Genomic DNA, 12,657 nt, shown 5'->3' on the forward strand with positions numbered 1-12,657 from the left:
TTGCAAGCCGAGGGCTCTGGCGCCGGACCGGTCGTCGTCGAACTTTCTCCGGGCCACGAGATCACTTTTGGTCGCGGAACGGCGAGCGCCCGTGCAGCCGGTCAACATCTCGCGGCTCTCGACCCATCCGGTGCCGACCGTGCCGGGCACGCTGATCGTGGTCGCGGGCGCGGGGCCGAAGGACTCCAACGGCGCGGGCAAGTCGTCGTTCATCGCGATGATCACCGCATTGCTCGGGGACGAGCAGTGGCGTTTCGCCTCGGGCGCGAAGTCCGTCTCGGAGCTGCTGTTCAACGCCGAGCTCGCGGCGGGCGGCGGCGGCCGGACGTGGGCCAGCGCCGACCACGGCTACATCATCGGCGTCTTCGCACCGGCCGGTTCCGTACACTCCAGCTCCCCACACACCGGCTCCGTACATCCCGCCCCCGCAGACACCGGCCCCGTGAAAGACAGTCCCACGAATACCGGCCCCATGGACGACGGCTCTCCGGAGACCGGCTCCGTGAGCACCGGTTCCCCGGACGACGCGGTGACCGTGTGGCTGCGGGTCAACCAGGAGGCCCCGCACCTGGAGATCCGGTGGATCCAGGGGGTGCACCTGGCGGCGGCGCCCTCGGAGGCGGAGCGGGTGGCGCGGGCCGACGAGCTGTGGGCGGCACTGCCCCGCTCGGCGGGACGCCGCGACGTGGTGGCGCGCGACCTGACCAGGTTCCTGTACGGCGACCGCGTCAGGTGCGTGTCGTTCCTGTCGACCTCGGTACGGAGCAAGGTCGCCACCAATCTGCTCTCCCAGCCGCTCAACGAGATCTCTCCCGAGCGGGTCTTCGAGGCGATCGCCGCGCTGACCGGCCTGGACTCCGAGCTCGACCAGGAGCGGGAGGCCCGTCGCGACGAGCACGCCAGGCGGGTGCGGGCGAGCAGGGCCGTGGAGCTGCTCAGGGAGTTCGAGGACGAGTCCCGTACGCTCCTGGAGACCTTCGACAGGCGTGACCGGGCCCGCGTCCGGCTGGCCGACGCGCTGCGCTGCTGGCGGGGGCGGCTGGCGCGCAGGCTGGCCGACGCCGGGCAGCGGGACGAGGCGATGGCGGTCGAGCTGGAGCGGGTCCACGCGGCGGGCGCGCGTGCCACGGAGGCGATCGCCCAGGTCAGGGCCGAGATCGCCACGCTCAAAGACGACACGCTTGAGCGCGGGCTGGCCGAGGCCCGCAGGGAGCTGACCGCCCTGCAGGCACGCGCGGCGAAGCTGGACGCCGACCGGGCGGTGGCGGAGAACTCGGTCGACGAGCTGCGCGGCTGGATCCCCGGTCTTGAGGAGCAGCGCCGCCTGGCCGACGGGCGCGACGTGACGGCGGCGGGCGCCGAGCTGGCCGAGGCCAGGACGCGGCTGAACGAGGCGTTGAAGGCGCTGGGCGTGGCCGACCGGGAGGCCGAGGGGGCGAAGGCCGCGCTGGACGACGCCGAGGGCGGCCCGGCGGCGGCCCAGCTCGACGCGCTCGCCGAGGCGGGTGTCGGGGCGACCGGCCTGCTCGACGCGATCGACGTCGCCGAGCAGGCACGCGACGACGAGGCCGTACCGCGTCGAGGCGGTCAGGCGCCACCCGCGCTGGGGTCTCGCGGGTGGCCGCATGAGCACGCGGTGATCGTCGACGCGGCCGACCTGGAGGCCGCGGCGCGGGCGCTGGGCGCGTTGCCCGGATCGGTGCTGGTCAGCGCGGCGGGCGTCACCGTCGTGGGGTCGTTCGAGGTCGCGGTCACCGGCAGGGAGGCCCGCATCAAGGCGGCCGAGCAGCGCCTGCACCGGGCGCGCGACGCGCAGGAGGGCGCGGCTGCGGTCGTACGGGCCGCCGAGGACGCCGTGGCCGAGGCGGGCCGGAGGCTTGAGGGGGCGAAGGCGTCCGTGCAGCTGGCCGACATCGAGCGGCGGCTGGCCGAGCGGCGGGGCGCGCTCACCGGGCTGTCCGAGGCGCTGGCCGGGATCGCGCCGAAGGTCGACGAGGCCGAGCGCCGGGCGAGCGCCCTGGACTTCCGCGCCCGTACGAGAAGCATGGAGATCGAGCGTCTGGAGGGTCGCAGGGCCCGGCACGAGTCCGACCGCGACCAGGCCGCGGAGCAGGCGGCGAGGATCGCCGCCGACCGTGACGCGCTCGGGCTGGACGCGCTGGCCGGTGACTGGGGCGGCACCGTCGGCGGAGCCCGCGAATGGCTGGGCGCCCTGGACGAGCAGGAGCGCCCGCTGACGTCCGAGGAGTGGTGGCGGGCCGCGGAGCGCCGCCTGGACGAGGCGCTGCGCGACACCTTCCCCGGCGAGGACGAGGAGATGCCCGAGGAGCTGGGCTTCCTGGTCAGGGAGCGGACCGCGCCCGGCGCCGGGCGCACCGCCCGCGAGCAGGCGACGTTCCCCGGCGTGTGCTCGGCGCTCGCGTCCTACCTGCGGAGTCAGGAGGAGTACGAGCGACACCGGCGCCGCCAGATCGAGACGCAGATCGTCACCCGGCAGCGCGACCTGACGGCCGCCGCCAGGGGTGCCGAAGAGGCCGCCCGGTCCACCGCCGTGCACCGGGCCGCGCTGACGGCCGCGATCAGGGCGCGGCTGACCCGGGTGGCCGAGGAGTTCGACAAGCTCGACACCTCCTACGGCGGTTACGGCGCGACGCTGGAGTTCCCCGTCCCGCCCGCGCCCGCCGACCCCGAGCAGCGCTGGGCGTGGCGGGTGACGCCCAAGTGGCGCAGGGGCGAGGGGCAGGGCTTCGTGCCGTACAACCGGCGGGCCAACACCGCGCTGATGGACGAGAAGGCGGTGAAACTGGTCTGCGCGGCGGCGATCGCCTCCTCGGGCGGCGGACACCTGTGCCTGGTCCTCGACGAGCTGGGCCGCAACCTCGGCAAGGAGCACCGCAGGGAGGCGGTGGCGCTGTTCCGCCGGATCGGCGAGACGTACGGGATCACGGTGATCGGCGCGCTCCAGGACGACATGGAGCCCTACGCCGTCGACGCCTGCGGGCAGTACGTCAAGCTGCGCCGCTCCTCCGACGCCATGCCGTACAACGAGCCGCCGATCGTCATCGGCCACGACCGTCACGCCGAACGGGTGCGCGCGCTGGCCTCCGCAGTGAGCCGATGAGCGGGTGAACCGGTAAGTGGTGAGTCGGTGAGTGGTGAGTCGGTGAGTGGTGAGTCGGTGAGTGGTGGGCTAGTAGGCAGGTGAACCGGCGAGCTGGTGAGCGATGAGCCGGTGGGCCGGTAGGCAGGTGAGCGGTGAGTCGGTGAGCGGGTGGGCGGCGGCGGGGATCGCGCCGTGGTCGAGGGTTGTCGTCCCGGCGATGTCACCCCTGCCGTGAAGCGTTCGACGGCCAAGGGCCTGCCGTGTCCCCCTGCCGTGAAGCGTTCGACGGTTAAGGGCCTGCCGTGGACGGTCGGGCGCGCGTCGGCGCGGGACGTGAGAACCTCCGGAGGGTGAGGACGGACATCCCCACCACCCCCGGAGGTTCTCCCATCTAACAAGCGACCCGATGTCGTGGCCGGGTACGCCTACGGGATGACGTCGAAGCGGTCGACGAGCATGTAGGTGCCCGATCGTTTGACGCCGCGCAGGGTGTGTGACCCCTGTGACAGCCCGCGGACGCTGTAGACGACCTGCTGGGCCAGACGGGTGCTGTTGCTGGTGTCGACGGTGGCCCGGAGGACGTTGTCGACGTAGATGTCCACGAGGCCCTGGTCGGAGTTACGTTCCGACAGGTAGTCGACGCCGGTGCCGTTGAAGGTGAAGGTGAACGACGCGCCGTTGGTGGTCGTGTACCGCACGTCGTCGTTGTAGTCGCCGTAGCCCCGGCCGCTGCTGGTCGACCAGCCGGTGCTGTAGGTGGCCGCGCTGTCGTTGAACCGCTGGCCCGCGCTCACCGTGGGATACAGCTGCGACTGCGGCACGATCTGGGCCGGGGTGTTGGGGCTGGCCCAGGCGAGCTTCATGAACGCCTCGCTGCCCCGGTCGGTGTGCTCCAGGCGGATGTCGTAGCGGCGGCCCGCGACGAGCGTCACGCTGCCCTGGTCGACGGCCGCCGTGTGCGGGGTGTTGTTGTCGATGACGAGCTGCCCGTCGATCCACAGCCGCACGGTGTCGTCGGAGGCGGTGGTGAAGGTGTAGCGCTCGGAGTAGCGAGGCTCGATCGATCCGGTCCAGCGGCCGGAGAAGTTGTCGACGCCGATCGACGGCGCCGGGGAGCCGCCGAAACGCCAGGCGTAGTTGACCGTCGGATCCGTCCGGGTGACCGCCGGTGTGCCGGTGAAGGTGGTGTTGTTCCAGAACTCCGCCTTGAGCCCGGTGCCGGTTCCGGCCGCCGTGGGCGCGGTGGTGGTGATGTCGGCCTCGATGACGGTGGCGATGGCGTTGGTGGTACCGCCGCTGGGCAGGAAGTCGTAGCCGTCTCCGGCGGCCCGTACGGTCACGGGTGACGCGCTGCCGAGCACCCGCGCGCCGGTGACCGTGAACGGCGAACGCTGGCTGAGGTGCAGGGTGCCGGCCCAGTTGTTGACGATCAGGTAGAGCTTGTTGCCCTTACGCGTGACGCGGCCCCAGGACGGCTGGTTGACCAGGCCCGTGTGACCGGCGCCGGTGATGGCCGCGCCGTTGGTGGCCATCCACGTCCCGATGCCGCGCAGGCCGTCGGCCTGCCCGGTGGTGACCGCCCCGGTGTCGGTGGGGCCGATGTTGAGCAGCAGGTTGGCGCCGTTGCTCGTCAGGGTCGCCAGGTCGCGCACCATCGTGGTCGGTGACTTGAAGTTGGTGTCCCAGGCCGCGTACCCCCAGGTGTTGTTGATCGTGATGCAGGATTCCTGCAGTTGGATCGAGGGCGGGGAACCGGCGAGCGCCTGCTCGGGGGTGCCGAAGTCACCGTCGACGGCGCGGCGCTTGCCCACCCGGTTGTTGATGACGACCTGCGGCGAGATGCCGCGGACGAACCGCTCCAGGTCCTCGCCGTCCTGGGCCGACCACGGGTTGGTGGGGTTGGTCTCGGCCCATTCGCCGTCGAACCACAGCACCGCGGGGTCGTAGCCGGTCACCAGCTCCCGGAGCTGCGCCTTCATCTTGTTGACGTAGGCCGGGAAGTTGCCGACGAAGTCCGGGTCGTGCCAGTCCCAGATCGAGTAGTAGAAGCCGAGCTTGATGCCGTTGGCGGTGGCGGCGGTCTTGAGCTCGCGCAGGAGGTCGCGGGAGAAGCCGGAATGGTCGCGGATGTTCCAGCGGTTGACGGCGGTGGGCCACATCGCGAATCCGTCGTGATGCTTCGCGGTGATGACGATGTACTTCTGGCCTGCCTGCTTGGCCAGCTGCACGATGGCGTTGGCGTCGAACGAGGTGGGGTTGAAGGTGGCGGCCTTCGCCTCGTACTCGTTCCACGGGATGTTGCACTGCCGTTTGATCCACTCGACCTCGCGGCACGCGTTGTACTGGCCCTTGTACATGGCGTACGTGCCGAAGTGGATGAACATGCCGAAGCGCGCCTCGTCGAACCAGCGGGTGCGCGATGAGGTCAGCGCGTCATCGGCGACGTAGTTGTCGCCCGGCCCGGCGGCGGCCGGTGCCGGCGGCATGATGACCGTCGCCGCCAGTGCGATGAGCAGTGACAGTGCTGCCCGTACGGAGGTTGACCGCATGGAGTCCTCTCTCGTGGCTGGATTCGACCGGCTCGCCGCCGCGTGCACGCCGCTACAGGCCGCGGTGAGCCGGACGAAATGTGTGGTGCATTGATTGATCTCCTGAAACATCCGACCTGTCAAGTGCAAAACCGGGATTGTTAGGGAGGCGTGTAAGCACTTATCCTCGACTGATCAGGCCCTGACCGGGCATCGACCGTGACCGTGCTTTGGGTACACATGGGATGTCTTCACGTCCGATGAGTGCTCTTCTTAAACAGGTCCCGGCCTCCTCCGCGGCATGCCCGAGAGCGCGGGCCGCCCGACCGGCATGTCCTGATTTATCCCGCCGCGCCCGGCGTCCTCCAACGCCCGGTCACATGTTCGTGGCGATCGCCGCCCGGGGCTCGGCCATCGCGGAACGCGCGGAGATCGCGCGCCCCGTTCTGTCGCGGTAACGGCGCGGGGGCTCGTGACACGGCCCTGGGTGAAAGGCCAGACACCCCCGGCACGGACCGGGCGGGCCAGACGGAAAGCCCTGGGTGGCTGAGAATCGGACCTGAATTCCACCCTCGAATCGGTTCTGTCGAGACGTCCGTTCGCCGCCGAGGATAGGACTCGCGCACGTCGATGAGATCGAAAGGAACGGATCATGGGACAGACCGTCGTGGACATCAGCCCATCCCCGGACGGCTACGTCGCCGGTGACGGCGTCAGGGTGCCGGTAGGCACCGCCTCCCCTCTTGGATCTCTCGGACCTCTCGGATCTTTCGGGCTGGAGCCGGTGGGCGCGGCGCCGAGCCCCAGCGCCTTTCGTCTCACCTGCCGCGCGGGCCGGTGATCGGCGTGCGAACCGCGATCCTCCTCGCTCTCGCCGCCGCCGCCCTGTACGGCGCCAGCGACTTCCTCGGCGGCCTGCTCTCCCGCCGAACCCACTACGGGCTGGTCGGGCTCGTCGGGCAGTGCGCCGCGGCGGCCGGTGGCCTGGCCGCCGCCCTCGCCATGGGCGTCCACCCCACCCCGGGCGCGATCGCGTGGGGGATGGCCGCCGGAGTCGGCGGCGCGATCGGCACGCTGGCGCTCTACCGGGGCCTTTCACAGGGGCGGATGAACGTGGCCGGGCCGCTCTCCGCCGTCGGCGCGGCGGGCCTGCCCGTTCTCGTGGACCTGATGCTCGGTCACGCGTTCACCCCACTCGCCGTTCTCGGCCTGGGCCTGGCCATCCCCGGGATCTGGCTGGTCTCCACGCAGTCGGGCGCGCGAGGCCCCGGCGGCGTCGTTCCCGGCATGCTCGCCGGGCTGGGCTTCGCCGCCCTGTTCATCTGCCTCGACCGGGCCGGTGACCAGGGGGGCCTGTGGCCGGTGGCGGCGAGCCAGGTGGCGGGCGCCGCCGTCCTGGCGGTGGCGCTGGCGGTGTTCGCGCTGGCGGGCGAGCGCGACGGGGGCCACACCACACTCTCCTGGAGGCCGACGTGGACCGCGCTCTGGCCGGGAGTCATGGGAGTCTGCGCCACGCTCCTGTACTTCCTCGCCACCAACCAGGGCACCCTCGCGATCTCCGCCGTCATCACCTCGCTGTATCCGGCCTTCACCGTCGCGCTGGCCGCCGTCGTCCTGCGCGAGCGCACCAACCTGGCCCACGCGGCGGGGCTCCTGCTGTGCGCCGTCGCGGTCGGCGCGTTCGCCGCCGGATGAGCACGCCGTACGAGCGGGCCCGGACAAGCGGGCCCAGACGAGCGCGCCGGACAAGCGGGCCCGAATGAGCGCGCCAAACAAGCAGACCCGGATGAGCGCGCCGGACGAGCGGACCCGGATGGGCGTACAAGGTGACCGGGCGCCGTCGGCCGTTACCCTGCGACGGTGAGCACGGTGAACTCAAGCCTGGTACACGACCTGCTCGTGGGCCTCGACAAGGCCGTGGGCGCCCCGCTGCACCGGCAGATCGAGGCGGCCCTGCGCGACGCCATCCGCGCGGGCCGCCTTCGCCGTGGCGCCTCGCTGCCCTCCTCCCGCCGCCTGGCCGCCGAGCTCGGAGTGTCGCGGGGCGTCGTGGTCGAGGCCTACGACCAGCTCGCCGCCGAGGGCTACCTGTCCAGCACGCCCGGCTCCTACACCCGCGTGGCCTCCCTGTCCGGGCGGACCGCCCCCGCCCCCGGCCCGCCGCCGTCCCCCGGCCCGCTCGTCGACTTCGGGTACGGCCGTACGGACCCGGCGAGCTTCCCCCGCGCCGCCTGGCTGCGCTCCCTGCGGCGGGTGGTCACCGGCGCGCCGCACGACCGGCTCGACTACACCGACGGGTACGGCCTGCCCGAGCTGCGCACGGCCCTGGCCGACTACCTCAACCGTGCCCGCGGCACCGGCGCCGATCCCTCACAGGTGGTCATCACCAGCGGGTTCGCCCAGGCCACCGCGCTGGTCATCGACGTACTGGCCCGGCGCGGCGCGCGCCGGGTCGCCGTGGAGGACCCCTCCTCCAACGACGACATCTGGCAGCACGCGTACGCCCACAAGCTCGGGCTCCTCCCCCTGCCGGTCTCCGACGACGGCATCGACCCGGACGACCTCGAACGCGGCGACGCCGACCTGGTCGTCCTCACTCCCTCCCACCAGTGGCCGCTCGGCGGCGTCCTGCCCGCCCAGACCCGCGTGCGAGCGGTCCAGTGGGCCCGCGCCCGGGGCGCGCTCATCCTGGAGGACGACTACGACGCCGAGTACCGCTACGACCGCGCCCCGATCGGCGCCATGCAGGGCCTCGCCCCCGACGTGGTCATGTACGCCGGTTCGGTCAGCAAGACCCTCGCCCCCGGCCTCCGTCTCGGCTGGCTCGTGCTCCCTCCGCACCTGGCCGACGCGGTCGCCCAGGCCAAGCTGCTGGCCGACCGCGGTTCACCCGCCATCGAACAGCTCGCCTTCGCCGACTTCCTCCTGCGCGGTGAGTTCGACCGTCACCTGCGCCGCATGCGCCCCCTTTACCGGCGCCGCCGCGACCTCCTCCTCACCCGGCTGGCCGAGCTCCTGCCCGACTTCGAACCCACCGGGATCGCGGCCGGCCTGCACGTCGTCGTCTGGCTGCCGGACGGCCTCCGGGAGGACGACGTGGTCACGGAGGCCGCCGCCCACGGCGTCCGCGTCGCCGGTGTCGGCCCCTACCGGTTGACGGCACCGGGGCGCCAGGGCCTCATCCTCGGCTACGCGAGCCTGAACGACGACCGCATCGTCGAAGGGGTCGCGGCGCTGGCGGCGGCGGTCCGCCGCACGCGAGGGACCCGGGACCGGCTTTAGGGCCTGCGGCTCACCGCGACGTACCGTCCGCCTCGCGCGGGGGTCCACCCGGGACGGGCCGGTCCCGCCCGGCGGTGTCCTGGGCGGTCAGGAAGTCGGCGATCCGGGCGGATCCGGTCCGTGTCAGCCAGGTGCGCAGGTCCATCAGGCCGGGGTGCAGCGAGCGGGTGAGGGCGACGTCGGCGCGGTAGCCGCGTTCGTTGAGCCAGGTGTAGGCGAAGGCGAAATCCTCGCCGACCCGGGCGATCGCCTCGATCGGGATCTGGACGTAGGGCAGCGGACGGCCGACGGCCTCGGAGATGGCGGCGGCGATCTGGAGCGGGGTCAGTTCGTCCCCGGCCAGGTCCACCGCCCGGCCGATCCAGTGACTCGGCTGGGCGAAGGCCAGGGCGGCGAAGGCGCCGACGTCGTCGACGGCCATGATCTGCTGCGGCACGTCGGGCGCGAACGCGGTGGCCACGGTGCCGTCGTGCAGGTGGTAGGCGCCGGTGTAGTTCTCCATGAAGGAGACCGGGCGCAGGAAGGTCGCGGGCAGGCCCAGCCGGGTGATGTGCTGTTCGATGTGCCATTTGTTCACCGTGTTCTGCGGCAGCCTCTCGGTGGTGTGGCGGCCCGCGCCGGCCAGTGAGGCGTAGACCAGGTGCCGTACCCCGGCGGCGTGTGCCGCGTCGGCGACGTTGCGGCCCCAGCGGACCTCGTCCTCGGCGGAGAACCCGGCCGGGGTGCCCGGGGAGCCGACGGTGGGCTGCACGCTGAACAGGCCGTGGGCGCCTTCGGCCGCGGCGACGAGTGAGGCGACGTCGTCCATCTCGGCGCGGACGAGCCGCGCGCCCGCCCGCGCCAGCCCCCTGGCCGCCGGGGCGTCCGGATCGCGCGTCACCGCCCGTACCCGCCAGCCGTCGGCGATCAGGCGCGCGGTCACCGGCCGGCCCTGCATGCCGGTCGCCCCCACCACCACGATGGTCTTCACGATGTGTCTCCAGTCGGTAGGCGTGCGGAGACCATCCCAAAGTGGGGTTGCCCTCCGGTTCTGGTTGAGTACGATATGGAGGGCCACCCCGGTTTTGCAAGCCCGTTGGAGATCACATGCCGCAGCGCAGCCGTACGACGTCACCCGCGCGGCCGATGCGCGCGGACGCGCGCCGCAACTACGACCGCATCCTGGCCTCGGCCGCCGAGGCCGTCGCCGAGCAGGGGGCCGAGGCGTCCCTGGAGGAGATCGCCCGGCGCGCGGGCGTCGGCTCGGCCACCCTGCACCGGCACTTCCCCTCCCGGCAGCGACTGCTGGAGGCCGTCTTCCGGGACAAGGTCGAGGTCCTGTGCGCCACCGCCGGTGAGCTGGCCGCCGACCCCGACCCCTGGCTCGCGCTGACGACCTGGCTCCGGGCCGTCGCCGGGCACGCCGTGTCGAACCGGGGCCTGGCCGCCTCGCTGATGCGCGGCGCCCGGGACGGCGACCCCACGCTGGGCGCCACCTGCCACACGATGATCACCGATGCCGGGGCGGACCTGCTGGCCCGCGCCCGCCACGCGAACGCCGTACGGCCGGATGTCTCGATCGCGGACCTGCTCAAGCTCGTCAACGCCATCTCCCTGGCCACCGAACGGGAGCCCGACGGCGCGGCCCAGGCCGACCGGTTGCTCACCCTCGCGCTGACCGGGGTAGGCCCCCGATGAGCACCCGCCGGGAGCCATCGGCGGTGTGACACGGGATTCGCGTCACCCGGCCACACCGGCCGGGACACGCCGGAAACGTACGGGTGGCCCGTGGGGAGGCAGTGCTTTTCGTTGACACGGGGAGGGTGTTGGATGAGTGCATGCGTGAAGCGGACGGAGAGGGCGAGCCGGCGCGGACGGCGGCGGATTCGGAGAGCCCGTCCACCTCACCGTGGAGCGCGCCGTCACGCCCGCCCCACGCCCGCGACGCGGGGTGGCGCCTCACCCGTGGCACGCCGGGCGGGACCCCCGCTCCCGGTGTGAGCGGCCCGGGTACGCGGCAGCCCCCCGGAGCCGGTCCCGAGCGCCGCTCGCGCGCCGGGCGCCCGCCCCAGGCCGAGCCGATGCCGAACCGGCACGAGGGCCGACGCGAGAGCCAAAACGAGGCCCGACGCGAGAGCCCGCGCGAGGGCCGACGTGAAAGCCCACGCGAGGGCCGACATGAGAGCCCACGCGAGCGTCGGCGTGAGAGTGGGGAAGGTCTGCTCCGGCCGCAGGCCGAGACGCGCCCGGTGCTTCGCGCCTTCAACCAGCTCGCCCTCGGCTCCTACAACGAGAAGCTGGTGATCGAGAGCATCCGGCAGGCCGTCTCCACGAGCAGGGTGGAGATCGCCGAGCGCACCGGCCTCACGCCACAGGCGGTGTCGCGGATCACCCGTAACCTGCTGACCTCGGGCCTGCTGACCGAGGACGCCCGCCAGTCGGCGGGCGCGGGCAAGCCGAGGGTGCCACTGCGGCTGCGTCCCGACGCCGGTTCGGCCATCGGCGTGCACCTCGACCCGAAGATGATCACTGTGGTGGCCGTCGACCTGTGCGGCGACCTGCTCGACCAGCGGCACCTGCCCCTGCCGGAACAGCCCGACCCGCAGTGGTGCCTGGCGCAGATGACCCGCCTGGCGCTGGAGTCGGCCAAGGCCGCGCGCCCCGCCTCCGAGGCCCTGCTGGGGGTGGGTGTCGCCGTGCCGGGCCCGCTCGACCCCCACGCCGGGCTGCTGCTCGACCCGCCGCTGTTCCGGGACTGGAAGCACGTGGCGCTCAAGGCCGAGCTGGCCGCCCGGCTGGACGTCACCGTCACCGTCGAGAAGGACTCCACGGCGGCGGCGATCGGCGAGCGCTGGCTGGGCGCGGCCGACCGCGCCGACGACTTCGTCTACCTCTACCTGGGCGCCGGTGTCGGCAGCGGCGCCTTCCTCAACGGCGACGTCTACCGGGGACGTACGGGCAACGCGGGCGAGGTCGGCCAGCTGTGCGCGATCGCGACCGGCTGGCTCACCCCGGAGGGCGGTCCCAAGCTCGTCCCCGAGTGCGCCCCGACGTCCGCGGTGGTGGATCGCGCCGGTGCCGCGGGCATGGTGGTCCCGCCGGGTGACAGCGCCTACGAGTGGGTCTGCGAGGCCGCGGCGCGCGGCGACCTGCGGGCGGTCACGGTGATCGAGGAGGTGGCCCGCGTGATCGGCCTGGGTGCCGCCGGGCTCATCGACCTGCTGGACGTCGAGCTGCTCATCATCGGCGGTCCCGCCGTCCTGCCCGCCGTGGCCGACATCTACCACCGGCAGATCGCCGCCGCCGTCAACGGGTTCCCGATGGCCAGGCACCTGCGCGAGGTGAAGGTCGCCCAGTCGCGCCTCAACCGGGCCGCGGCGGCGGTGGGGGCCGCGTCCAGCGTGTTCCACGAGGTGTTCACGCCCAGCCTGGGCTCCCGGACGCGGACGGCGCACCCGGACGCCGTGTAACCCGGCGCGGGACTTCACAGAGACCGTGTGAATCCGCGCCGCACCGACAGCACGAGACTTCACAGAGGCCATGTGGATCCGCGCCGCACCGACAGCACGAGACTTCACAGAGGCCATGTGGATCCGCGCCGCACCGACAGGGCGGGACACCACAGAAGCCCCGTGAACCGCGCCCACCGGCAACACGGGACTTCACAGAGACTGTGTGACCTGTCCCCACCGACAACACAGGACATCACAGGGGCGTGTGACCTGGGCCCGCCGACAGCGCGGGACTTTACAGAGACGGTGACCG

Annotated in this window: 8 protein-coding genes; 6 read left to right on the plus strand and 2 right to left on the minus strand. The window is 72.5% G+C overall.

Translation table 11 applies throughout. The features are described 5' to 3' along the window. The first annotated feature begins 139 nt into the window (after positions 1–139). Positions 140–3,121 (plus strand): coiled-coil domain-containing protein, encoded by a 2,982-nt coding sequence (locus tag ACW9TB_RS33775; protein ID WP_472752168.1) that lies wholly within the window; start codon positions 140–142, stop codon positions 3,119–3,121. Positions 3,122–3,528: 407 nt separating this feature from the next. On the opposite strand, the gene ACW9TB_RS33780 is transcribed toward ACW9TB_RS33775, so the two are convergent. Then, positions 3,529–5,652, minus strand: coding sequence for an alpha-L-fucosidase (locus ACW9TB_RS33780; RefSeq protein ID WP_472752169.1), 2,124 nt, complete (start codon positions 5,650–5,652; stop codon positions 3,529–3,531). A gap of 631 nt (positions 5,653–6,283) precedes the next feature. Here ACW9TB_RS33780 and ACW9TB_RS33785 point away from each other — a divergent pair. From ACW9TB_RS33785 to pdxR, 3 genes are all read left to right on the plus strand, one after another. After that, positions 6,284–6,472 carry a hypothetical protein gene (locus ACW9TB_RS33785; RefSeq protein WP_472752170.1) on the plus strand — a complete coding sequence of 63 codons (189 nt, stop codon included), beginning with the start codon at positions 6,284–6,286 and terminating at the stop codon, positions 6,470–6,472. A 5-nt stretch (positions 6,473–6,477) separates the two neighbouring features. Then, positions 6,478–7,326: an EamA family transporter gene (locus ACW9TB_RS33790; RefSeq protein WP_472752171.1), complete on the plus strand. Its 849-nt coding sequence runs from the start codon at positions 6,478–6,480 to the stop codon at positions 7,324–7,326. Between the two features lie 165 nt (positions 7,327–7,491). Next, a complete protein-coding gene (pdxR, locus tag ACW9TB_RS33795) occupies positions 7,492–8,913 on the plus strand; it encodes a MocR-like pyridoxine biosynthesis transcription factor PdxR (protein WP_472752172.1) in 1,422 nt (473 codons plus the stop codon). Between the two features lie 10 nt (positions 8,914–8,923). Here pdxR and ACW9TB_RS33800 read toward each other — a convergent pair whose 3' ends face one another. Continuing rightward, positions 8,924–9,883, minus strand: a complete 960-nt coding sequence (locus ACW9TB_RS33800) for an NmrA/HSCARG family protein (protein ID WP_472752173.1) — start codon at positions 9,881–9,883, stop codon at positions 8,924–8,926. Positions 9,884–9,999: 116 nt separating this feature from the next. On the opposite strand from ACW9TB_RS33800, the gene ACW9TB_RS33805 reads away from it, so the two are divergent. Both ACW9TB_RS33805 and ACW9TB_RS33810 read left to right on the plus strand, forming a co-directional pair. Further along, positions 10,000–10,590: a TetR/AcrR family transcriptional regulator gene (locus ACW9TB_RS33805; RefSeq protein ID WP_472752174.1), complete on the plus strand. Its 591-nt coding sequence runs from the start codon at positions 10,000–10,002 to the stop codon at positions 10,588–10,590. A gap of 551 nt (positions 10,591–11,141) precedes the next feature. Continuing rightward, positions 11,142–12,362 carry an ROK family transcriptional regulator gene (locus tag ACW9TB_RS33810; RefSeq protein WP_472752175.1) on the plus strand — a complete coding sequence of 407 codons (1,221 nt, stop codon included), beginning with the start codon at positions 11,142–11,144 and terminating at the stop codon, positions 12,360–12,362. Positions 12,363–12,657: the final 295 nt, after the last annotated feature.

The sequence above is a fragment of the Streptosporangium sp. H13245 genome, from assembly GCF_055690525.1.

Excerpts from the sequence above, each read along its gene's own strand:
- ACW9TB_RS33780 (WP_472752169.1), bottom strand. The coding sequence starts at position 5,652 with ATGCGGTCAACCTCCGTACGGGCAGCACTGTCACTGCTCATCGCACTG.
- ACW9TB_RS33785 (WP_472752170.1), top strand. The coding sequence starts at position 6,284 with ATGGGACAGACCGTCGTGGACATCAGCCCATCCCCGGACGGCTACGTC.
- ACW9TB_RS33805 (WP_472752174.1), top strand. The coding sequence starts at position 10,000 with ATGCCGCAGCGCAGCCGTACGACGTCACCCGCGCGGCCGATGCGCGCG.